Below are 22,022 nucleotides of genomic sequence, written 5' to 3' on the forward strand. Positions count from 1 at the left end.
GGCCTACCGAGACGCCATCGTTTGAAAGACAGTTGCTACTCAGGAGTTGGAGCCTCCGGCAAACCCGGGGCGGTTCATTGCCAGGCGTCATGCTCGCTCTGAGCTTTAAGCTGTGAATACTTGCCCGTCAGACGGCTCCAGAGTTTCCCGAAGCCCTTTTCCGGCAGGCGCGCGGCTCGTGCTGCGGCCTCCCTGGCTTCGCGCTGTTTTTGCAGTTCCGCGAGGCCAGTGCGCTCCATCCGGTGGCGATCCACCATCTGCATGCGGCGCTGCTCCAAGGTCGGGCGGAGGCGTTTGTAGCCGTCCGCGATCTGCTGCTTGTGCTCGCGCAAATTGTCCGCCATCAGCCCAGCGATTTTCTGGCGCTGCTCTTCCAGCGAGGGCAGGGCGTCCGAAGATGCAAAGCGGGCGGCAACATCCTTCGCTTTCACCCCTGACCAGCGCGAGAGGGCATAGGCTTCACCGCGATAATCCACGGCAACGACGCCCCTGCGGTCGCCCTTGGCAAGATAATAGCCGCGTTGTTCTAGGGCAGCTTTGAGAGCTTCGGCGGAATCGGAGCGCTGCCAGGCGTCCTTGAAGATCGCTTTGACGATCTGCGGATCTTGCTTGGCCCGCTGGGCTTGCTGCCATTCGGCGCGGGTGAAGGTGAGAGGGTTTTTCGCGGCGCGGTCGATCATGCCCTTCGGCATGTCCCAGCCGTGCTGGAGATAGAGCTCCTGGCTCAAATCCATCAGCCGCCGCTTTGTGAAGGATAGCTGCTTGGCCGTCATCGTGTCGGTATCGATGCGGCTCCAGACAGCATGGGCATGACGCCTGCCTTCTTTCTCATGGAAGACGACGGCGCGTGGCTGACCATTCAGGCCGAGTTTTTGCTCTGCCATCTCGACGGCGGCTTCAAAAGTGGCCGTGTCGACATGAGTATCTTGCGGGGGATTGAGGCTGAGCGAGAATAGATGCTGCTGGCAACGCGTGCCTTTGGCGATGGCCTCGGCTTCGCGCAGCGCTTCATGCAAATCCTCTTCGTTCATGAACCCGCGAAGCTCATGCAGCTCGACATGCTCGTTATCGCGGACATTCATCAAATGGGCGGCGAGCTTGGCGGCGTTGCCGCGCTGAGAGCCTTTCAGGATCATGGCTCACCTCCACCGGGCAAGCTGCCAAGCGCCCGCATCAGCTCTTCGCGCATCGCTTTGACATCCGCGCAGGCTTGGCGAAGTTCGGCTTCCACTTCCGGTGAAACTGGCAAGGAGCCCGTATTCGTTGCGTGGGCGAGCTGGTTGAGGTTTTGCGAGAGGCGAGATTGCCCGAGCGAGCCGAGAACACGGCCCAGAGCTTCATGGTCTTTCACAGGGTTGGTATTGCGGCGGCGCACCTTCTCCAGCGGCTCATCGAAGAGCTTGGCTTTGATGTACGCCCCGAGCGGTACGCCGTTTGCTGCGTCGCGCAAGAGAGCCATTTGTTCAAAGGAGAAGCGCAGCGAGAACGGAGCCTCGCGCGGCTTCTTTTTCGGCTTGGCGGCTGCTACCGCGTTGAAATCACGTTCCGAAATGCTCATAACCGCACCTCGGATCGTTATCCTGAGTTACGGTGTTAGAGGCTTCAACGGCTCTGAGATGGCGCTGCCACTCTTCTAGAGTGGCGAAGAAAGTGTTCGAACTTTCTCCGCTTAGGCGCGCCATAATCCTTTGATCTGTAGAAGCTCCCCAGCCGCTCGAAGCGGAAGGTCGTGTGGGCGCTTTGGCGCCCTGTTTCCGCCCGTGCTTCAAGGCCCGACACTGCGACAATCAACACGCGTGCGGCCTTTGCTGTGCAGGTTAGGCTTTCGTCCCGGGCAAGCCGCGCTTGAGAGCGCGCTTACCTGGAAAAGCCCTGGAGGGCCTCAAAGACCGAGCTCAGCTGCGCAGGCGCCAGCCGGTGCGGAATATCCACCAGATCACCGCGAGACAGAGCCCGGTGAAGGCGGCGATGGCCAGCAGGCTCAGGCCAATCGGCACGTCGGCCGTCCCGAAGAAGGCCCAGCGGAAGCCCGAAATAAGGTAGACCACCGGGTTGAACAGCGTGATCGTCTGCCAGATCGGCGGGAGCATGGAGATCGAGTAGAAGCTGCCCCCAAGGAAGATCAGGGGCGTGACCACAAGCAGCGGCACCAGTTGCAGCTGCTCGAAGTTGCCCGCCCAGATGCCGATGATGAAGCCGAGCAGCGAGAAGCTGATGCAGGTGAGCAGCAGGAAGGCGACCATGGCCAGCGGGTGCGCCACGTGAAGATCGACGAAAAGGTTGGCCGTGGCGAGGATCACCACGCCGATGAACAGCGCCTTGGTCGCCGCCGCCCCGACATACCCGATGACGATCTCGAGAAAGTTCACCGGGGCCGAGAGCAGCTCGTAGATCGTGCCGATGAACTTCGGAAAGTAGATGCCGAAGCTGGCATTGGAAATCGCCTGGGTGATGACCGAGAGCATCACCAGCCCGGGCACGATGAAGGCGCCGTAGCTGACGCCTTCGACCTCGTCGATGCGCGAGCCGATGGCGGCGCCGAAGACCACGAAATAGAGAGACGTCGAGATCACCGGCGAGATGAAGCTTTGCAGCAGGGTGCGGAAGAAGCGGGTCATCTCGTAGCGGTAGATGGCCCAGACACCATAGAGGTTCATGCCTCAGACTCCTCTTTGTGGACCATGCTGACGAAGATCTCCTCGAGCGAGCTCTGCCGGGTCGAGACATCGCGCACGGCGATGCCCTCGGCGGCGAGATCGGCCATGAGCCGGGCGATGCCGCTGCGCTCGGCGGTGCTGTCGTAGCTGTGCACCAGCATGTGGCCCTGCTCCTCCAGATCGAGCCCGCGGCCTTGCAGCACCGGCGGCAGCGCGCTGAGCGGCGCATCGAGCGAGATGCGCAGCTCCTTGCGGCCGAGCCGTGTCATCAGGCTCTGCTTTTCCTCGACCAGCAGGATGCTGCCGTGGTTGATCACCCCGATGCGGTCGGCGATGGCTTCGGCTTCCTCGATATAGTGGGTGGTCAGGATAATCGTGGTGCCCTGCGCCTTGAGACCGGCGACGATTTCCCACATGTCCCGCCGCAGCTCGACATCGACGCCCGCGGTGGGCTCGTCGAGGAACAGCACCCTGGGCTCATGCGCCAGCGCCTTGGCAATCAGCACGCGGCGTTTCATCCCGCCCGAGAGCGCGCGGATCGGCGTGTCCTTCTTGTCCCAGAGCGAGAGGCGGCGCAGCACGTCCTCGATCAGCGCGTCGTCGCGCTTCAGCCCGAAGAGCCCGCGTGAGAAGCGCACGGTATTGATCACCTTCTCGAAGGGTTCGAGGTTGATTTCCTGCGGCACCAGGCCGACCAGCCTGCGCGTCTCGCGGTAGTCGGTGATCACGTCGTGCCCGCCGACCTGGATGTGCCCGCCGGTGGGGGTGACCAGCCCGCAGATGATCGAGATCAGCGTCGTCTTGCCCGCGCCGTTGGGGCCAAGGAGCGCGAGGATTTCGCCTTCCTCGATGGCCAGGTCGACGCCCTTCAGGGCCTCGAAACCGCCGTCGTATTTCTTTGTGACCTGTGCCACCTCGACCATGGGCATGGGATGATCTCCGCGTGATGTGAGCGCAAACCTAGGTCCGCCAGCGCAAAGCGCAACGTGCGATACCGCAGGGATGGCTGTGCGGCAGAGGCCTGCTGCCTGTTTTCGTCAGGATCAGCGGCAAGGCCCTGTCGAAGAGGTGTGCCACGTCCTCAATTCGCCAAGTCCTTAAAAGGGCAATAGTGTTGTGAGGTTGCATATGGCGCTCGCGCGCGGGCCGCGCTAGAGCCGTGGCATGACACTCGCCGCATCACCCACCAGCCTTCACCGCCCCGGCCTTGGAATCGCGCTGATCTGCGCGGGCGTTGCGGGGATCTCGATCAACGACATGCTGATCAAGCTGCTCTCGGGCGGCTATCCTCTGCACCAGATCGTCGCGACCCGTGCAGCGGTCGGCCTGTGCATCATCCTCGTCATGCTCAAGCTCGAGGGCGGCTGGAAACTCCTGCGCAGCGATACGCCGCTGCTGCACCTGGCGCGCGGTGTTCTGGTGGTGCTCGCCAACATGAGCTTCTACGCCTCGGTGGCGATCATCCCGCTGGGGCAGGCGACGGCGCTCTTCTTCGTGGCGCCGCTCTTCATCACGCTGCTCTCGGTGCCGATCTTGGGCGAGAAGGTGGGGCCGTGGCGGCTCGGCGCGGTGTTTGTCGGTTTTCTTGGCGTGGTGGTCATGCAGCAACCCTGGGCAGAGGCGCCGGCGGGGGCCGAGGCTTCGCGGCTGGTGCTTTTGCTGCCGGTGATCTCGGCGCTGCTCTATGCGCTTCTTCAGGTGCTCACGCGCAAGCTTGGTGTCACCACCCGGGCTTCGGCGCTGGCGGTGCACCTGCAGCTGATGTTCCTGGTGGTTTCGGCGGGGTTCTACCTCGTGGCGGGCGACGGGCGCTACATGGACGCCTTCGAGAGCGAGGCCGCCCGCTTCCTGCTGCGCCCCTGGGTGCTGCCGAGCGCAAGCGACGCGCTTGTCTTTCTGACACTTGGCTGCATTTCGGGCTTTGTCGGCTACGCGCTGAGTGCCTCCTACCGGATGGCCGACGCGGCGGTCATCGCGCCCTTCGAATACGTCGGGCTGCCGCTGGCGATTTTCTGGGGCTGGGCGATGTTCGGCGAATGGCCGGTTTCCGCGACCTGGATCGGCTGCGCGCTGATCGTCGGGGCGGGGCTTGTGGTCTTCCTGCGCGAGCGGGCTCGGGCCCGTCCGCAACCGGGACGGCGGCGCCGAAGCACCGCCGTCCGGCGCTGAGGTCAGATCAGGCCGTCACCGTGCTGCGCACGGTGTCGATCATCAGTTGAACGTTCTCGGGGTCGGCGTCGGGCGTGATGCCGTGGCCGAGATTGAAGATGTGCGGTCCCTTCGAGAAGGCCTTCACCACCCGCTGCGTCTCGCGCACCAGCGCGTCGCCGCCGGTGACCATGTGCGACGAGGCAAGGTTGCCCTGCACGCAGCCCGCGACTTGCACGTGCTCGGCGGCCCATTCGGGGGTCACACTGTCGTCGACCGCGACGCAATCGGCGCCGGTGGCCTGATGGAAGCCGATGTAGCCTTCGCCCGCCTGGCGCGGGAAGGCGATGACCGGCAGGCCGGGGAAGCGCGTTTTCATTTCCTGGGTGATGATGCGGGCGGGCTCCAGCGCGTACTTGCGGAAATCATCCCCCTCGAGCGAGCCCGCCCAGCTGTCGAAGAGCTTCACAACTTCGGCGCCTGCCTCGACCTGCTTGGTCAAATACTCGATGGTGCCCTGCGTCAGCACGTCGAGGATGCCCTCAAAGAGCTTGCGGTTCTCGGCCTTCAGCGCATGCGCCGGGCCCTGGTCCTTGGTGCCGCGCCCGGCGATCATGTAGGTGGCGACGGTCCAGGGCGCCCCGGCAAAGCCGATCAGCGTGGTCTCGGACGGGAGCTCGCGCGAGAGGATCTTCACCGTCTCGTAGACCGGGTTGAGGGTGTCATGGATCGCGCCCACAGGCTTCAGCGCGGCGAGATCGGCGTCGGTCTGGATGGTCGAGAGCCGCGGACCCTCGCCGGTGACGAACCACAGGTCGAGCCCCAGCGCCTGCGGCAGCAGCAGGATGTCGGCAAAGAGGATCGCCGCGTCGAAGTTGTAGCGGCGGATCGGCTGCAGCGTCACCTCGGCGGCAAGCTCGGGGTTGTAGCACAGCGACAGGAAGTCCCCGGCCTGGGCGCGGGTGGCGCGGTACTCGGGCAGGTAGCGTCCGGCCTGGCGCATCATCCAGACCGGCGGGGTGGGCAGCGTTTCGCCGGCCAGCGCGCGCAGGATCGTCTTGGTCATGGGAACCCCCGACTGTCTCGTGTCATTCAAGTCTCTCTCTTGGGGGCGGCAATATGTCAAAACGGCCCCCATTGCCACAGCTCCTCCCGCGACATAAAGCTCGGCCCATGACAATCGAGACCCCCATCGCCCTGCCTTCGCCCGACGCCCCCCTCAAGATCGGCACCCGCGGCTCGCCGCTGGCGCTGGCGCAGGCGCATGAGACCCGCGACCGGCTGGCCGCGCATTTCGACCTGCCCGCCGAGGCCTTCGAAATCGTCGTGATCAAGACTACCGGCGACGACCGCGCGATGATCGCCGCGGACCGGCCTCTGAAGGAGATCGGCAACAAGGGGCTGTTCACGAAAGAGATCGAGGAGCAGCTGATGTCCGGCGGCATCGACATCGCTGTGCATTCAATGAAGGACATGCCGACCGAGCAGCCCGAGGGGCTGATCCTCGATTGCTACCTTCCGCGCGAGGACGTGCGCGACTGCTTCATCTCGCCCTCGCATTCTGCCATCGCCGAGCTGCCCGAGGGGACGGTTGTCGGCACCTCGTCGCTGCGCCGCCGGGCGCAGCTGCTGAGCCGCCGTCCCGACCTGCAGGTGGTGGAGTTCCGCGGCAACGTGCAGACCCGGCTCAAAAAGCTCGAAGACGGCGTCGCCGCCTGCAGCTTCCTTGCCATGGCAGGGCTCAACCGGATGAACATGGCCGGCGCGCACATGACGCCCATCGCCCCCGAGGATATGCTGCCCGCCGTGGCGCAGGGCGCCATCGGTATCGAGCGGCGCACCGACGATGCGCGGGTGGCCGAGATGCTGAACGCGATCCACGACCGGCCGACCCAGTTCCGGCTTGACGCCGAGCGGTCTTTCCTGCGCACTCTCGACGGCAGCTGCGAGACGCCGATCGCGGGGCTGGCGCTGCTCGACGGCGAGACGCTCTGGCTGCGCGGCGAGATCCTGCGCCCCGACGGCAGCGAGGCCCTGTCGGGCGAGCGCCGCGGTCCGATCACCGAGGGCGTGCGCATGGGGGCCGATCTAGCGCGCGAACTGCTGGAGCGGGCGGGCGAAGGGTTTTTCGACTGGAAGGCGGGCTGACAGGATCAGACTGGGCGCGGGCCGGATGCGGTTTGCGCCCAGTCTCTTGTCTCTCGCTTATCTCTCCGGGCAGTCCTCGCCGAGCGGCGTGCCGTCATAGGCCTTGTCGCCGCATTCGTTGATCTCTTCCCAGATGTAGCCGCGGCCGTCCTCGGTGATCGCCACAACCCGGTCGATGCCGAACTCGATGTTGCGCCGCGAGGTGTAGACATGCGCCGTGCCCGCGGCGATCTGCGCGCCGATCGCCTCTGCGTCAAAGCAGCCGAACCAGTCGGGCGCATTGCGTGGCTCGGCGCCCTCGTAGCGTTCGAACACCGGGTCGAGCGTGTCCGGCCGCTCGGACGTGGTGAAGCAGGCGCGGTAGCGGATCGGCGAGGAGTCCGCGTCGATGCCCTCGAAATCGGTGAAGGGGATGTCGCGCGGCGCGCCTCGGTCGAGCGGCGTCAGCACCACGCGCGCCTCGGTCTCGGGCAGGGGATCATAAAAGTAATAGACCTGCGCGTAGTAGACGACCGCGCCGAATATCAGCGCGGCCGCGACGATGAAAATGCCAAGGATCTTGCCGCTCACGCGGCGCTCTCCGCGGCCTCGGGGGTCCAGCCGCCCGCCTCGGTGCTGACGAAGGCGTCGGCGCATTTCTTCGCCAGCGTGCGCACCCGGCCGATATAGGCCTGACGCTCGGTGACCGAGATCACCCCCCGCGCGTCGAGCAGGTTGAACAGATGCGACGCCTTGATGCACTGGTCGTAGGCCGGGTGCGCCATGACGATGCGCTTGCCGGTCTTGGGATCGTCATGGGTCCGCGCGAGGATCGCTTCGCACTCGGCTTCGGCCTCCTCGAAGTGGCGCAGCAGCACCTCGGTGTTGGCCACGTCGAAGTTCCAGCGCGAGTACTCTTCCTCGGTCTGGCGGAAGACATCGCCGTATTTCAGCGCGATGGGCGCATCCGGGTCGTTGAACGGCATCTCCATCACGTGGTCGATCCCGAGCACGTACATCGCCAGACGCTCAAGCCCGTAAGTCAGTTCGCCCGACACCGGGTGGCAGTCATGACCGCCGACCTGCTGGAAATAGGTGAACTGCGAGACTTCCATGCCGTCGCACCAGACCTCCCAACCAAGGCCCCAGGCGCCCAGCGTCGGGCTTTCCCAGTCGTCCTCGACGAAGCGGATGTCGTGCAGCGCCATGTCGATGCCGATCGCCTCGAGAGAGCCGAGGTAGAGTGCCTGCAGATCCGGCGGGCTGGGTTTGATCAGCACCTGGTACTGGTAGTAGTGCTGCAGCCGGTTCGGGTTCTCGCCGTAGCGCCCGTCGGTGGGGCGGCGCGAGGGCTGCACATAGGCCGCGGCCCAGGGCTTCGAGCCGAGCGCGCGCAGCGTGGTGGCCGGGTGGAAGGTGCCGGCGCCCACCTCCATGTCGTAGGGCTGCAGCACGGCGCAGCCCTTGGCGGCCCAATAGGTCTGCAGCCGCAGGATGATCTCCTGGAAACTGCGCGGCTTGCTGCTGTCGCTGCGGATCTCGCTCATGGCATCTTTCCCCTTGCGCGCCGCCTGTGCGGGCGCCCGTCGTCCAATGGTCGGCTGCCTGATTATGCGTGCAACGGTCAAGCGTCAATGCGCCAGCCTGACCATCTTTTGAGATGACGCGAGCGGGGGGTCTGTTACAGAGTCCTCGCAGAAAACAAGAGACGATCACAAGACCGGGGCCCGAGGAGCGAGTGAAGCCATGTTCAGATCCATTCTATTAGCAGGCACTGCGGCCATCATGCTGGCGCAGGGCGTTGCGGCGCAGCAGGGCGACGTGGTCTATATCCAGATCGAGGCCCAGCCCAGCCTGAACGAGGCCGAGGCGCGCCTGCGCGACTACGCGGGCGGGCTGCGCGATGTGAACGGCTTCTCGCTGGGTGGCGGCTGGTACGGCATTGCGCTCGGACCCTATGATCCCGAGGACGCCGCCGAGCAGCTGCGCAACCTGCGCGCCGCGGGACTCATCCCGCGCGATTCCTATCTTGCCGCTGCCGGCGAATACGGTCGGCAGTTCTGGCCGGTTGGCGCCGGTATCTCCGGCAGCGCCAACCAGCCGGCGGTTACCGCCGCGCCGCTCGATCCGGCGCCGACCGCGCAGGCGAGTGCGGAGCAGACCGCCGCGCTCGCGGATGCGCTCGCGCAGGACCTCGACGAGGCGCCTCAGGAGGCCGCGGCCGCCCCCACGCCAGCGCCCGAGATTCCCGAGGAGACCGTCTCGGAGGCGCGCCGCAGCGAAGCGCAGCTCAGCGCCGCCGAGCGCCAGCAGCTGCAGGTCGCCCTGCGCTGGTCGGGCCATTACGACAGCGCCATCGACGGTGCCTTCGGCAATGGCACCCGCATGGCCATGGGTGCCTGGCAGCGCGACAACGGCTACGAGGCCACCGGCATCCTCACCACCCGCCAGCGCGCCGACCTTCTGGGCGAATACAACGCGGTGCTCGAGGGCACCGGCATGCAGCAGGTCAGCGATGCCCGCGCCGGCATCGCCATCGAGCTGCCGATGGGCATGCTGGAGTTCGACCGCCACGAGGCGCCTTTCGCCATCTACAAGGGCAACGGCGCGCTCGAGGGTGCACAGGCTTTGCTGATCAGCCAGCCCGGCGACCGGAAAGCGCTGAACGGGCTCTACGAGATCCTGCAGACGCTGGCGATCGTCCCGGTGAATGGCGCGCGCAGCCTGCGCCGCGACGGCTTCACGCTCACCGGCGAGAATGCGCGGATCACCAGCCACACCGAAGCGGTGTTGCAGGACGGGCAGATCAAGGGCTGGACGCTGGTCTGGCCGGCTGGCGACGACGCCCGCTTCGAGCGCGTCGTCAACGTGATGAAGACCAGCTTCCGCGTCACGCAAGGCGTGCTTGACCCGGCCTCTGTCAGCGATGACGGCCAATCGCTCGACCTGGTCTCCGGCCTGCCGATCCGCAAGCCGCGCGAGACCGTGGCGGGCTTCTTCGTCGACGCGCGCGGCACGGTGCTGACCTCTGCCGCCGCCGTGGCAGGCTGCGGCCGGCTCACCCTCGACGGCAGCTATGACGCGCAACTCCTCCAAAGCGATGCGGGGCTCGGCGTGGCGCTGCTGCGACCGACGGCAGCACTCGCGCCGCGCGGTGTCGCCCGACTGCGCACCGACATGCCCCGGATCAACTCCGAGGTCGCTGTCGCGGGCTTCCCCTACGGCGGCGTGCTCAGTGCGCCGACGCTCACCTTCGGGGCGCTGGAGGACAGCAAGGGCCTTGGCGGCGAGGAGACTCTGGCGCGGCTGGCGGTCGAGACGACGCCGGGAGACGCGGGCGGGCCGGTGCTCGATGGGGGCGGGGCGGTTGTCGGTGTGCTGATGCCGCGCGACGCGGGGGCCAAGCAGCTGCCCGAGAACGTGGCCTTCGCCACCGAGGCTTCGGCGCTTCTGGCCTTCCTGCAGGGCGCTGGCATCCCCGGCACCGCCTCGCAGGGCGAGGGGATCATGGCGCCCGAAGATCTCACCGCCGCCGCTCGCGACATGACCGTGGCGGTCAACTGCTGGGAATGATCGGGGCGGGCGTCTGCCCGAGGGCAGTTTCCCGCAAACATGCCTGCGGAATGCGAAGAGGGGGGTGGCGCCCCCCTCTTTTTCTTTCCGAAAACTGGCCCGCGCTTCAGGCCGCGGTCACCCGCCAGATGATGTCGCCCACGTCGTCGGCCATCAGCAGCGACTTGCCGTCCGGCCCGATGCAGACCCCGACCGGCCGACCATAGGAAACGCTTTCGTCCTCGGCCAGGAAGCCCGAGAGGATGTCGCGCGCCGGCCCCGAGGGCTTGCCGTTCTCGAAGGGCACGAAGACCAGCTTGTAGCCGCTCAGCGTCGAGCGGTTCCACGAGCCATGCTGGCCGATCACCATGCCGTCCGGGAAGCCGGGCAGGGTGCCCTCGGGCATCCAACACAGGCCCAGCGAGGCGGTGTGCCCCCCAAGCGCGTAGTCGGGCTGGATCGCGCGGGCCACCAGCGCCGCATCCTGCGGCACGCGGTCGTCGACGATCTGCCCCCAGTAGCAGAAGGGCCAGCCGTAGAAGCCGCCGTCCTGCACCGAGGTGAGATAGTCCGGCGGCGTCTCGTCGCCGAGCCCGTCGCGCTCGTTCACCACGGTCCAGAGCGCGCCCGTCGTCGGCTCCCACGCCATGCCCACGGGATTGCGCAAGCCCGAGGCAAAGACACGGGACTCGCCGGTGGCCAGGTCCAGCTCCCAGATCGCGGCACGGCCTTCCTCGGCCTCCATGCCCTCGTCGGCGATGTTGCTGAGCGAGCCGACGCCGGCGTAAATCTTCGTCCGGTCGGGTGAGACGATCAAGCTGCGGGTCCAGTGGCCGTGCGGCTTGAAATCGACCAGCTTGCGGCCTTCGCCGGTGAGCCGGACCGCGCCCTCCTCGTAGGGGAAGGCGACGATGCCGTCGGTGTTGCCGACGTAAAAGGTGCCGTCTACCAGGGCCATGCCGAAGGGCTGGTTCTGGTTCTCGAGGAAGATTTCCCGCTGTTCGGCAACGCCGTCGCCATCCGCATCGCGCCAGAGCGTGATCCGGTTGGCGCTGGTGCCGAGCGCCCGGGCGCGGCGCATGGTGGCATGCATGGCGCGGTCGAAGAGCGTCTTAGGTGGGCGGCCCTGCTGCATCGCCTCGGCGACCAGCACGTCGCCGTTGGGCAAAACCTCGATCCAGCGCGGGTGCAGCAGCTCCGAGGCAAAGGCGTTGACCTTCAACCCTGGCGCGGGCGTGGGCGTGTGACCCGGCTCCCAGCCTTTCGCGGTCGGCATCTTGAGGGTCATGATTCCCTGTTTCTTGGCCTCCGGTATGCTAGGATTTGAGCCGAATGCCTGTGTGCCCGGCGCGCTTGCGCGCCGAAGTAGAACCATCGTGCCGCCGATCATCGCGGTCACGCGTGCCATGAAATCCATGTCAGCCCCCAGTCAATGTTTGCGCGAACATAGCGCAGGCAGGGCAAAGGGCAAAGGGGTCCCGCGACGTTTGCACGCACCCGCACTGGGGAAGTATTCCCTAGGGTCAACCATTTGCGGCCATTGTATGCGCCGTCATTTTCTTTAACGAGCGGCCCTGTAATCGGCCGAGAGGAGAGACGCCAATGACCAACCGCATCCGCACCGCGCTTCTGGGCACCGTCCTTGCCGGCCTTGCCGCGACCTCGACCATGGCCGAGGAATGGCGCCTCAACAACTTCCTGCCCGAAACCCGGCCGGAGACCGCGCAGATCGAGCAATTCGCCGACGAGGTGAACACGGCGCTCGCAGACCGAGACTTCAAACTGACGGTCTATAGCGGCGGTTCGCTGGGCCTCAAGAACACCGATCTTCTGCGCGTGCTGCCGCGCGGTGCGGTGGAAATGAGCCTGATGTGGTCGAACTACCTCGGCCGCGACGCGCCGGCGCTGAGCTCGGTCTTCGTGCAGGGCGCGATCAGCACCGTTGACGAGCTGAAAGCGGTGCTGCCGGTGGCGCAGGAGATCTACGAGGAAGAATACACCGATTGGGGCGTGACCACCGTCGGCTTCGTGGCGATCCCGACGCTCTCGGTTTCGGTCTTCTGCCGCGACGAGCCGATCCACACGCTCGAGGACCTCAAGGGCGTCAAGCTGCGGGTCTGGGCGCGCGAGCAGGTCGAGACCTTCACCAAGCTCGGCGTCGCCGCGCAGATCATCCCGCAGGAAGAGACCTATGTGGCGCTGAAGACCGGCGTTGTGGATTGCGCGCTCTACCCGGCGCTCTACGCCAGCACGATCTCGCTGCAGGAGGTGACGAACTACGCCTCTTTCCTCTACCCGATGGCCTCGGCGCCCTACACGCTGGGGGTTGCGACCGACACCTGGGAGTCCACCGACCCCGAGATCCAGACGGCGATCACCACGGCGGCGGATGCGCTCTGGGAGCGCACCAACCAGTACGACAAGGATGCCGAGGCCGAGATGGCCGCGCGCGAAAAGCTCGGCGAGATGGGCGTGACCTGGGGTGAGGACTTCCCCGAGGAAGACCGCGCGCAGTTCATGGAGGCCGTGTCCGAGACCTGGCAGATGCTGGCCGAGGAAGCCGGCGGCAACGCCATGGACTATCGCGCCCGCGTGCTCGAAGCGCTTGGCCGCTGATCCGCAGCGATGGGGGCGCTGAGACACATGCTGTCGCGGGGGCTGGAGCTTCTGGCCCTCGCCATGGCGCTGCTGGCCGCCGTGGCCATGGTGGGGATCGTCGGGATTATCACCACCAGCGTCATCATGCGGCGGTTCTTCAACAGCCCGGTGCATATCACCGAGGACATGGTGGGGCTGATGCTGAGCGCCATGCTCTTTCTCGCCCTGCCGCTGGTGACCCTGAGAGCCGAACACGTGCGTGTCTCGATCGTGGCCGATGCCCTGCAGAGCCGCATCCCGAGGCTGCTGCGCATCGCCGCTATGCTGGTGGGGGTGCTCTTTTTCGGCTGGATCCTACTCGAGTCGATCCCGTGGTTCGAATTCGCCTGGAAACGGACCCTCAAGTCCGAGACCGCGCGCGTGCTGCTCTACCCGTGGATGGCGGCGCTGCCGCTGTCGGTGGCGGTGACATGGGTGATCTTCGCCGGGCGGCTGCTCGGCGTGCTTGCGCCGGAACGGCCGCACGCCCCGGAGGAGTTGCAGTGACCAAGCCCCCCGCAAAGGACAGGTAACCCATGTTCTGGACCACGCTGATCGGCGTCATGGTGTTCTGCGCCTCGACCGGAGTCGCGCTTGGCGCGGCGCTCGGCCTCACCGGGCTGGTGCTCCTGCATGTCTATTCCAACGGTGCGACCTCTTTGGCGGTGGATGCGATCTGGAGCGTTTTCAACTCCTTCACCCTCAGCGCCGTGCCGCTGTTCATTCTGCTGGGGGAAATCTTGCTGCACAGCGGGGTGAGCAACCGCGCCTATTCCGCTTTTGCGCCACTGTTCCGCCGTGTGCCCGGCGGGCTGCTGCACACCAATATCGCGGTTTGCACGCTTTTCGGCGCGGTCAGCGGCTCGAGCATGTCGACCGCCGCCGCCGTGGGGTCTGTCGCCTATCCCGAAATGGTCCGGCGCGGTTATGACAAGGACGTCATCGTCGGCAGCCTCGCGGGGGGTGGCACGCTGGGGCTGCTGATCCCGCCGAGCCTGTCGTTCCTGATCTATGGCGCGCTCACCGAGACCTCGATCGGGCGGCTCTTCATGGCGGGCATCCTGCCGGGGCTGATGATCGGGCTCATGTTCATGGGCTACATCCTCGTCAAGGCGCTGCGCCATCCACAGATCGCTCCGCGCGACGAGAGCGGGCTGCCTTTGCGCGACATCCTGCGCGGCTTCAGCCAGGTCTGGCCGCTGCTGATCCTGATCTTCGCGGTAATAGGCAGCATCATCGGCGGCATCGCCACCCCGACCGAGGCCGCGGGGCTCGGCGTGGTGCTGGCGACGGTCATCTCCTTCCTTTGGGGCGACCTCACGCTGCGCAAGCTGCTTGACGCGATCTTCCATTCGACGCTGCTTTTCGCCGCGATCGGCTTTGTCGTGCTTGGGGCGACGATCCTCGCGCAGTCGGTCAGTATCCTCGGCATCCCGCAGAAGATTCTGAGCGCTGTCGCGGAGAGCGGGTTGGGGCAGTACAGCATCCTCATGATCGTGGTGCTGATTTACCTGCTGCTCGGCTGTTTCTTCGACGGGCTGTCGCTGATGATCATGACGCTGCCGGTGGTCTTCCCGCTGCTGACCTGGCTGGGCTATGATCCGATCTGGGTCGGCGTGCTGATCACCATCGTCATCGAGATCGGCCAGGTGACGCCGCCGGTGGGGCTCAACCTCTCGGTGCTGTCGAGCCTGACCAAGAACGAGATCAGCCTTGGCCGGGTGGCGACGGCGACCGTGCCCTACTGGCTCATTCATCTTTTCGCGCTGGTGGTGCTGACGATCTTCCCGGTCATCGCGCTCTACCTGCCCAACCTGTTGTTCTGAGGAAAGGTTTTCTCCCATGGCCCTGAAACTCCGTCCCAAGCGCTTCGGCCCGGTCTCGGTGCTCTTCGACCCCGAGGGGCCGGTGCGCTTCGTCTCGGGCGAGGGCGGTGAGCCGCTGCCCCATCCGCCCTATGACAAGCCGGTGCTGACCCTGATGGCCTCGGTGGCGCATTGTCTCGTGGAATCGCTGCGTATCGTCGCCAAGCGCGACGAGGTGGCTCTGCCCGCCTATGCAATCACCGTGACCGCCGAGAAGGCCATCGACGCGCCGGGGCGCCTGCAATCCATGGTCTGCCGCATCGAGGGCGACCTCGACGCCGAGATGCTGCGCGAGGCCAAGTCCATGTGCACCGTCAGCAACACGCTGAACTGCAAGATCACCCTCGAGTGAGGCCGCCATGTGCCCCCGGCGCGGCTTGTGAAGCCTTGCCGGATGGGGCATGTGACATCATCTTCGTGGCAACGGAAAGGATCGTGTCATGGACTACAGCAAGATGGGCGGCGGACGCCCGGGCTCGAACAAGCCCAAGTTCAGTGCGGAAGACCTCAAGCGCGAGGGCAAGGCCGGCACTGGCGGCAAGGCCAGCAAGGAAGAACTCCTCGCGCGCATGAAGGCACAGAACGCGGCAAAAAAGAAGGACTGACCCTTCAGGGCGGTCCCGGGGCGGTTCGGGGGAAGTCCGGGCGCGGCCCAAAGCGCGCGCGTCTCGCGCGACTCACATTGCCGGACCTCAAAAGAAAAAGGCGCGGGAAATCCCGCGCCTTTCGTCTGTTCGGGAGGCCCCGATCAGTTCTTTGCCTTGTCGACCATCTTGCCGGCCGAGATCCAGGGCATCATGCCGCGCAGCTTGGCGCCGGTGGCTTCGATCTCGTGCTCGTCGTTGGCACGGCGCGAGGCCTTGAGGGTCGGCTGACCCACGGCGTTCTCGAGCATGAAGTCGCGGACGAACTTGCCCTGCTGGATGTCGGTGAGGACTTCCTTCATCGCCTTCTTGGTCTGCTCGTAGGGCAGGATGCGCGGGCCGGTGACATACTGGCCGTACTCGGCGGTGTTCGAGATCGAGTAGTCCATGTTGGCGATGCCGCCTTCATAGATCAGATCGACGATCAGCTTCACTTCGTGCAGGCACTCGAAGTAGGCCATTTCCGGCGCGTAGCCGGCTTCCACCAGCGTCTCGAAGCCGCAGCGGATCAGCTCGACAAGGCCGCCGCAGAGCACGGCCTGCTCGCCGAAGAGGTCGGTCTCGCACTCTTCGCGGAAGTTGGTCTCGATGATGCCCGAGCGGCCGCCGCCGATGGCCGAGCAGTAGGACAGGCCGATCTCGAGCGCCTTGCCCGAGGCGTCGTTGTGAACCGCCACGAGGCAGGGCACGCCGCCGCCCTTGGTGTATTCGCCGCGCACGGTGTGGCCCGGGCCCTTCGGCGCCATCATGATGACGTCGACGCCTTCTTTCGGCTCGATCAGGCCGAAGTGCACGTTGAGGCCGTGGGCGAAGGCGATGGCGGAGCCTTCCTTCAGGTTGTCATGCACGTATTTCTTGTAGGTCTCTGCCTGCAGTTCGTCGGGCATGGTGAACATGATCAGGTCGCACCAGGCCGCAGCTTCCGCGATGCCCATGACCTGCAGGCCTTCGGCTTCGGCCTTCTTGGCCGAGGGCGAGCCTTCGCGCAGGGCGACGACGAGGTTCTTGGCACCCGAGTCGCGCAGGTTCAGCGCGTGGGCGTGGCCCTGGGAGCCGTAGCCCAGGATGGCCACTTTCTTGTCCTTGATCAGGTTGATGTCGCAATCGCGATCATAATAGACGCGCATGGGTCTTTTCCTTCCTTGGTGCAGCCTTGCTGCGGGTCTTGGTGCGGGCGGTTTGTTGCGCCGCGTGGTTATGAGGCGCAATTTACGTAGCCCGCGGCGATACGGCTTGCATTTTTCTTGAGTATTTCGCGGAAAGATGAAAGATCATTCTCGGAATGACTAATTAACGGAGAAATCATGCTCGACGACACAGACCGGCGTATCCTCCGCCAGTTCCAGGCGGCACCTGACCTGCCCGGCGCCGAACTGGCCGAGCGGGCAGGGGTCACGCCCTCGACGCTGGCGCGGCGGCTGGCGGCCATGCGTGAGAAGGGCGTTCTGCGCGGCACGCGCGGGGTGATCCACTGGCCGGCGCTTGGCTACGAGCTCGAGGTGTCGCTGCGCGTGGAGCTCGACAAGACCGTCGCCAGCGCCTTTGACGAGTTCCTCGCGGCGGCGCGGCAGGTGCCCGAGGTGATCGAGATCCAGACCTTTCTCGGCTCGATTGACGTCCGCCTCGCGGTGATCGCGCGGGACCTGACCCACTACCAGCAGCTCTACAGGGGCAGGATCCTCACCTTGCCGCATATCTCGGATATCGAGGCGCTGATGCACGTGGCGCTGGTCAAATCCGACGAAACGGTTCCGCTATGATCGACATGGACGATACCGACCGCGCGCTGGTGCTGGCGCTGGCCAAGGATGCGGGCGCGAGCGCAGGCGCGCTGGGGCGCGAGCTTGGTCTCTCGCAGCCCGCCTGTTGGCGGCGCATCCAGCGCCTGCGCGAGGCGGGCGTGTTCCGCAAGCCGCGGCTCGATCTCGACCTCGAGGCGCTGGGGTTCGGCGTGACGGTCTTTCTCGGCGTGAAGCTCGCCACGAAGGGGCGGGTCAGCCTCGAGGACTTCGAGCGGGCTGTTTCGGCCATTCCCGAAGTGCAGATCGTCGAGCACGTGCTGGGCGCCTTCGACTACCGCCTGCGGGTGGTGGCGCGCGACATTCCCGATTTCGAGCGGGTGCTGCGGCGGCGGATCATGACCCTGCCCGGGGTAGGGCGGGTCGAGGCAAATGTGGTGCTGACCGAGGAGCGGCGGCCCGGGCCGCTCTGATCCCGCGCCAGGTCTGCTCCGTGTCTGCTCTGGGTCCCGCGACCATCGGAGGTTTTGCCAATCGCTGCGCAACGCGCTAACCCCTTGCGCAACAGCAAAGGAGTATGCCCATGGCGCTGCGCAAGGATGTGGACCCCAGCGGTCTCGACGAATTCTCGGTGGTCTTTACGGATCGCTCGCTCAACCACATGTCGGGGGCCTTTCAGCAGGTGATGCGCGACATCACGGCAGGGCTGCGCGAGGTCTATGGTGCCGACGGGGTGGCGATCGTACCCGGCGGCGGCACCTACGGCATGGAGGCCGTCGCCCGCCAGTTCGGACGCGGCGCCAAGGCGCTGGTGGTGCGCAACGGCTGGTTCTCCTTCCGTTGGAGCCAGATCTTCGAGGCCGGCGGCTTCGGCGGTGAGGTCACCGTGATGAAGGCCCGGGCCACCGGCAACGGCGCACAGACGCCCTTCGCCCCGGCGCCGATTGAAGAGGTCACCGCCAGGATCCGCGAAGAGCAGCCCGACATCGTCTTCGCCCCGCATGTGGAGACTGCCGCCGGGATCATCCTGCCCGACGACTACGTCACCGCCCTCGCTGCGGCCGCGCATGAGGTCGGCGCGCTGATGGTGCTCGACTGCATCGCCTCGGGCTGCGTCTGGGTCGACATGAAGGCAACCGGCGTCGATGTGCTGCTTTCCGCGCCGCAGAAGGGCTGGAGTTCGACCCCTTGCGCGGGCCTCGTGATGATGTCCGAGCGCGCGCTGGCGCGTCTGGACGAGACCACCTCGGACAGTTTTGCGCTCGATCTGAAGAAGTGGCGCCAGATCACCGCGGCCTACGAGGCGGGCGGCCATGCCTATCACGCCACCATGCCCACCGATGGCCTGCGCATGTTCCGTGACGCGATGGAGGAAACGCGGGAGTTCGGCTTTGCCGAGGCCAAGGCCGCGCAGGTCGAGTTGGGCCGCAAGGTGCGCGAGCTGCTGGCGTCGAAGGGCGTGGTCTCGGTGGCCGCCGAGGGCTTTGGCGCGCCGGGGGTGGTGGTCAGCTACACCTCCGACCCCGAGGTGCAGTCGGGCCGCGCCTTTGCCGAGAGGGGTACGCAGATCGCCGCCGGCGTGCCCCTGCAGGTGGACGAGCCCGCGGGCTTCTCGACTTTCCGCCTCGGTCTTTTCGGCCTCGACAAGCTCAAGGACGTCGACGCCACCGTCGCGCGGCTCGACAAGGTGCTCGGCGAAGTTCTCTGAGATGCGCCGGGATGCGCCCTTGGGCGCATCCCGTTTACAGGCCGTAGTGCCGGTGGGGTCTCGGCAGTCGGGCAAGCTTATCTCCGGCGCGGCGCCGTTGGGCCGCCGGGGCAGTGCCCGGCTCAAAATGGTTCCTGGCTCGTTCCGAAAACCGATCAGCGACGGCGGCGCAGGGATCGCGCCGCCGCGCATCACATGCGGCGGCTCAGCCCAGGGCGAAATCGCGGCGCGTGCGTTCCTTGATCTCGATCGAGAAGCCCGGGGCAGAGGGGGCCAGGTAGGCCCCGTTCCGCACCACGCAGGGATCGGTGAAATGCGTGTGCAGGTGGTCGACGTACTCGGTGCGCCGGTCGTCCTTTTCGCCGCAGATGGCGACATAGTCGATCATGCTCAGGTGCTGGACGTATTCGCAAAGCCCGACGCCGCCCGCGTGCGGCCAGACCGGCAGCCCGGCCTTGGCGGCCATCAGCTGCACGGCAAAGACCTCGTTGAGCCCGCCGAGCCGGCAGGCATCGATCTGCACCACGTCGATCGCGCCCGAGGCGATGAGCTGCTTGAACATCACGCGGTTCTGGCACATCTCGCCGGTTGCGACCTTGATGGGGGCAACGCCCTCGCGGATCGCCTTGTGGCCGAGGATGTCATCGGGCGAGGTCGGCTCCTCGATGAACCACGGCTTGGCGAAGGACAGGCGGTTCACCCAGTCTATGGCCTCGCCGACCTCCCAGACCTGATTGGCGTCGATCATCAGCGTGGCGTCGGGGCCGAGCTCTTCGCGGAAGATGGTCAGCCGTCGGATGTCGTCGTCGAGATCGCGGCCGACCTTCATCTTCACATGCGTGAAGCCCTGTGCCCCCGCCTCGCGGCAGAGCCGCCGCAGCTTGTCGTCGGGGTAGCCGAGCCAGCCGGCCGAAGTGGTGTAGCACGGGTAGCCCTCGTCGAGCAGCGTGGCGATGCGGTCGGGCTTGCCGCGCGCGGCTTCCTGCAACAGCTCCAGCGCCTGCGCGCGGTCGAGAAAGTCGGTCATGTAGCGGTAGTCGGGGATGCGCGCGAGCTCTTCGGGGCTCATCTCGGAGACAAAGCGCCAGACGGGCTTTCCCGCCTCGCGCGCCATGAGGTCCCAGACCGCGTTGACCAGCGCCCCGGTTGCGAGGTGGATGACGCCCTTCTCCGGGCCGACCCAGCGCAGCTGGCTGTCGCCGGTGATCTCGCGCCAGAAGGCACCGGGGTCGGCGCGGATGTCGTCGGTGTCGCGCCCGATCACCTGACCCTTCAGCGCCTGGATCGCCGCCACGCAAAGCTCGTTGCCGCGCCCGATGGTGAAAGTCAGCCCGTGACCCTCGTGCCCGCCGTCTGTCTCAAGCGTCACGTAGGCCGCCGAATAGACGGGATCGGGGTTCATCGCATCGGAGCCGTCGAGGCCGCCTTCCGAGGGGAACCGCAGGTCCCATGTTTTCAGGCCGGTAATACGTGTCATGCCGCAGCCTCCTTTTTCTAAACGTTGTGGATGTGGTCTCGGGCCAGCAGCAACGCGCCCCACGGGTTGTCCCCCTCCACGGTCTCATAGCGCTTGCCGGACTGCGGGGGCCCAGGGTCATCCTGCGCGCGCGCGGCGGCGACGCAGGTCCGGGTGGGATTGGCGATGGCGGGGCGGACGAAGCGCAGCGGGTCGTGACCGAAGGAGAAGGCGAGCAGGTTGATCTCTGTCGCTGTCGACCTGACGGAGATGGAGAAGATCATCTCGCCACGACAGACACGGCCACCGAATTCTGATGTCGCCACGGACTGGGCATCCGTGTGATGCGAGAAGAAATCGGCGATCCGCCCGGCTCGGACGGCGAAACCGGTCTCGGGGATCGTGTGGCCACAGCCCTCGTGGACTTCGCAGAACCCGATCTCTCCAAACCGGCGTTGGCGGCGCTTCGCGCGGCAAGGACCTCCGCTGAAGCGGTCGTCAGATCGTCCATGGTTCTCCTTCCAGAAAATCCGCGAGAGGTAATCACTCACTTATGGGTATTCTATTCATATACAAATAGAACGGGCGCTACCTGTCAAGGAATTCCGCTGGAGACGCAGGCCGTATTCTTATATCAATGATCCAATTCACAGAGAGCAGCATGACCGACACCAATGACCGCTACCGCGCACCGGCGCTGGACAAGGGGCTCGATATTCTCGAGCTGCTTGCCGGGATCGAGGTGGGGCTCACCCAGGCCGAGATCGCCAAGGCGCTCGGCCGTTCGCCAAACGAGTTCTACCGGATGCTCGAGCGGCTCGCCCGTCGCGGCTATGTCGCCCGGGTCGAGGGGGACCGCTATGCGCTGACCCTCAAGATGTTCGGCATGGCGCAGTTCCACGCACCGACCCGGCGGTTGGCGTCCCTCGCGACACCGCTGCTGCGCGATCTGGCTGCCCGCACGCGTCAGGCGAACCAGCTCGTTGTCTTTGATCGCGGCAGCGCCGTGGTCATCGCCCAGCAGGAGGCGCCGGGCTACTGGGGCATCTCGATCCGCGTTGGCAGCCACTTGAGTCTTTTTGACACTGGCTCGGGCAACGTGCTGCTGGCCTTTGCCAGCCCCGAGCGGAGGCGGGCCATGGTGGCCGAGAACAGCGACACCGGCGCCCCGGCCCGCGAGATCCCCGCCGAACTGGAGGCCCGCTTCGAGATCGTTCGCGCCCGCGGGTACGAGGTGAAACCCTCGGCGCAGACAGTGGGAGTCACCAACCTCTCGGCCCCGGTGCTGGCGCCGAGCGGCGAGGCCATCGCTGCCGTCACCATTCCCTACCTGCCTCTGGTCGACCGCGAATCCGCGCCCAGCCCCGAGCGGGCAACCGAGGCGCTGGTCGAGACAACGGCTGAACTGTCGCGATTTGCCGGATATGGGGTGGAGGGGGAGACATTTGCATCTGAATGATCCATTCTTGAGTGAATGACTCGCTCACGG

At 65.9% G+C, this 22,022-nt stretch carries 23 protein-coding genes; 12 read left to right on the forward strand and 11 right to left on the reverse strand.

The genetic code is table 11. The features are described 5' to 3' along the window. Positions 1–74: 74 nt before the first annotated feature. The 4 genes from G0D83_RS17665 to G0D83_RS17680 all read right to left on the reverse strand — a co-directional run bounded on the left by G0D83_RS17665 (position 75) and on the right by G0D83_RS17680 (position 3,586). Positions 75–1,136 carry a relaxase/mobilization nuclease domain-containing protein gene (locus G0D83_RS17665; protein WP_164196123.1) on the reverse strand — a complete coding sequence of 354 codons (1,062 nt, stop codon included), beginning with the start codon at positions 1,134–1,136 and terminating at the stop codon, positions 75–77. Continuing rightward, a complete protein-coding gene (locus G0D83_RS17670; RefSeq protein WP_164196124.1) occupies positions 1,133–1,558 on the reverse strand; it encodes a hypothetical protein in 426 nt (141 codons plus the stop codon). The genes G0D83_RS17665 and G0D83_RS17670 overlap by 4 nt, the downstream gene beginning before the upstream one ends. A 337-nt stretch (positions 1,559–1,895) precedes the next feature. Continuing rightward, complete coding sequence (locus tag G0D83_RS17675; RefSeq protein WP_164196125.1) at positions 1,896–2,657, reverse strand: ABC transporter permease; 762 nt, start codon at positions 2,655–2,657, stop codon at positions 1,896–1,898. Next, on the reverse strand, positions 2,654–3,586 hold the full coding sequence (locus tag G0D83_RS17680) for an ABC transporter ATP-binding protein (RefSeq protein ID WP_164196126.1): 933 nt from the start codon (positions 3,584–3,586) through the stop codon (positions 2,654–2,656). Before G0D83_RS17680 ends, G0D83_RS17675 begins: the two co-directional genes overlap by 4 nt. Before the next feature lie 235 nt (positions 3,587–3,821). On the opposite strand from G0D83_RS17680, the gene G0D83_RS17685 reads away from it, so the two are divergent. Beyond that, on the forward strand, positions 3,822–4,826 hold the full coding sequence (locus G0D83_RS17685) for a DMT family transporter (protein ID WP_164196127.1): 1,005 nt from the start codon (positions 3,822–3,824) through the stop codon (positions 4,824–4,826). Positions 4,827–4,833: 7 nt separating this feature from the next. Here G0D83_RS17685 and hemE read toward each other — a convergent pair whose 3' ends face one another. Next, positions 4,834–5,871 carry a uroporphyrinogen decarboxylase gene (gene hemE / locus G0D83_RS17690; protein ID WP_164196128.1) on the reverse strand — a complete coding sequence of 346 codons (1,038 nt, stop codon included), beginning with the start codon at positions 5,869–5,871 and terminating at the stop codon, positions 4,834–4,836. 107 nt (positions 5,872–5,978) lie between these two features. Between hemE and hemC the strand changes: the two genes are divergently transcribed. Next, positions 5,979–6,953, forward strand: a complete 975-nt coding sequence (hemC, locus tag G0D83_RS17695; RefSeq protein WP_164196129.1) for a hydroxymethylbilane synthase — start codon at positions 5,979–5,981, stop codon at positions 6,951–6,953. Positions 6,954–7,010: 57 nt separating this feature from the next. Here the strand turns inward: hemC and G0D83_RS17700 are convergent, their stop codons facing one another. Then, the gene (locus tag G0D83_RS17700; RefSeq protein ID WP_164196130.1) at positions 7,011–7,523 is read right to left on the reverse strand and encodes a DUF6446 family protein; all 513 of its coding nucleotides are present in this window, start codon (positions 7,521–7,523) and stop codon (positions 7,011–7,013) included. Continuing rightward, a complete protein-coding gene (locus G0D83_RS17705; protein WP_164196131.1) occupies positions 7,520–8,479 on the reverse strand; it encodes a glycine--tRNA ligase subunit alpha in 960 nt (319 codons plus the stop codon). Before G0D83_RS17705 ends, G0D83_RS17700 begins: the two co-directional genes overlap by 4 nt. A 199-nt stretch (positions 8,480–8,678) precedes the next feature. Here G0D83_RS17705 and G0D83_RS17710 point away from each other — a divergent pair, with 199 nt between their 5' ends. Next, the gene (locus tag G0D83_RS17710; RefSeq protein ID WP_164196132.1) at positions 8,679–10,505 is read left to right on the forward strand and encodes a serine protease; all 1,827 of its coding nucleotides are present in this window, start codon (positions 8,679–8,681) and stop codon (positions 10,503–10,505) included. A 106-nt stretch (positions 10,506–10,611) separates the two neighbouring features. Here the strand turns inward: G0D83_RS17710 and G0D83_RS17715 are convergent, their stop codons facing one another. Beyond that, the gene (locus tag G0D83_RS17715; protein ID WP_164196133.1) at positions 10,612–11,901 is read right to left on the reverse strand and encodes a sorbosone dehydrogenase family protein; all 1,290 of its coding nucleotides are present in this window, start codon (positions 11,899–11,901) and stop codon (positions 10,612–10,614) included. Positions 11,902–12,086: 185 nt separating this feature from the next. On the opposite strand from G0D83_RS17715, the gene dctP reads away from it, so the two are divergent. The 5 genes from dctP to G0D83_RS31915 all read left to right on the forward strand — a co-directional run bounded on the left by dctP (position 12,087) and on the right by G0D83_RS31915 (position 15,591). Further along, complete coding sequence (gene dctP / locus G0D83_RS17720; protein WP_164196134.1) at positions 12,087–13,100, forward strand: TRAP transporter substrate-binding protein DctP; 1,014 nt, start codon at positions 12,087–12,089, stop codon at positions 13,098–13,100. A 9-nt stretch (positions 13,101–13,109) separates the two neighbouring features. Next, the gene (locus tag G0D83_RS17725; protein WP_235940156.1) at positions 13,110–13,628 is read left to right on the forward strand and encodes a TRAP transporter small permease; all 519 of its coding nucleotides are present in this window, start codon (positions 13,110–13,112) and stop codon (positions 13,626–13,628) included. 29 nt (positions 13,629–13,657) lie between these two features. Beyond that, complete coding sequence (locus tag G0D83_RS17730) at positions 13,658–14,947, forward strand: TRAP transporter large permease (protein WP_164196135.1); 1,290 nt, start codon at positions 13,658–13,660, stop codon at positions 14,945–14,947. 16 nt (positions 14,948–14,963) lie between these two features. Next, entirely contained in the window at positions 14,964–15,338 is a 375-nt protein-coding gene (locus G0D83_RS17735; RefSeq protein ID WP_164196136.1) for an OsmC family protein, read from the forward strand. A gap of 88 nt (positions 15,339–15,426) precedes the next feature. Then, positions 15,427–15,591 (forward strand): hypothetical protein, encoded by a 165-nt coding sequence (locus G0D83_RS31915; RefSeq protein WP_193989074.1) that lies wholly within the window; start codon positions 15,427–15,429, stop codon positions 15,589–15,591. A gap of 143 nt (positions 15,592–15,734) precedes the next feature. On the opposite strand, the gene ilvC is transcribed toward G0D83_RS31915, so the two are convergent. After that, complete coding sequence (gene ilvC / locus G0D83_RS17740) at positions 15,735–16,757, reverse strand: ketol-acid reductoisomerase (RefSeq protein ID WP_164196137.1); 1,023 nt, start codon at positions 16,755–16,757, stop codon at positions 15,735–15,737. Positions 16,758–16,934: 177 nt separating this feature from the next. On the opposite strand from ilvC, the gene G0D83_RS17745 reads away from it, so the two are divergent. The 3 genes from G0D83_RS17745 to G0D83_RS17755 all read left to right on the forward strand — a co-directional run bounded on the left by G0D83_RS17745 (position 16,935) and on the right by G0D83_RS17755 (position 19,077). Further along, entirely contained in the window at positions 16,935–17,390 is a 456-nt protein-coding gene (locus G0D83_RS17745; protein ID WP_164196138.1) for an Lrp/AsnC family transcriptional regulator, read from the forward strand. Beyond that, entirely contained in the window at positions 17,387–17,842 is a 456-nt protein-coding gene (locus tag G0D83_RS17750) for an Lrp/AsnC family transcriptional regulator (RefSeq protein WP_108969306.1), read from the forward strand. The genes G0D83_RS17745 and G0D83_RS17750 overlap by 4 nt, the downstream gene beginning before the upstream one ends. A gap of 110 nt (positions 17,843–17,952) precedes the next feature. After that, entirely contained in the window at positions 17,953–19,077 is a 1,125-nt protein-coding gene (locus G0D83_RS17755; protein ID WP_164196139.1) for an aminotransferase class V-fold PLP-dependent enzyme, read from the forward strand. A gap of 205 nt (positions 19,078–19,282) precedes the next feature. Here the strand turns inward: G0D83_RS17755 and G0D83_RS17760 are convergent, their stop codons facing one another. Together G0D83_RS17760 and G0D83_RS17765 are read right to left on the reverse strand one after the other, a co-directional pair. Then, entirely contained in the window at positions 19,283–20,554 is a 1,272-nt protein-coding gene (locus G0D83_RS17760; RefSeq protein ID WP_164196140.1) for an L-fuconate dehydratase, read from the reverse strand. 17 nt (positions 20,555–20,571) lie between these two features. Continuing rightward, positions 20,572–21,084, reverse strand: a complete 513-nt coding sequence (locus G0D83_RS17765; RefSeq protein WP_203595031.1) for a dehydratase — start codon at positions 21,082–21,084, stop codon at positions 20,572–20,574. A gap of 110 nt (positions 21,085–21,194) precedes the next feature. Here G0D83_RS17765 and G0D83_RS17770 point away from each other — a divergent pair, with 110 nt between their 5' ends. Continuing rightward, complete coding sequence (locus G0D83_RS17770; RefSeq protein WP_164196141.1) at positions 21,195–21,992, forward strand: IclR family transcriptional regulator; 798 nt, start codon at positions 21,195–21,197, stop codon at positions 21,990–21,992. The last annotated feature ends 30 nt before the right edge of the window (positions 21,993–22,022 follow it).

Source organism: Salipiger sp. PrR003 (assembly GCF_010500785.1).
In the GTDB taxonomy this organism is placed as follows: Bacteria; Pseudomonadota; Alphaproteobacteria; order Rhodobacterales; family Rhodobacteraceae; genus Salipiger; species Salipiger pacificus_A.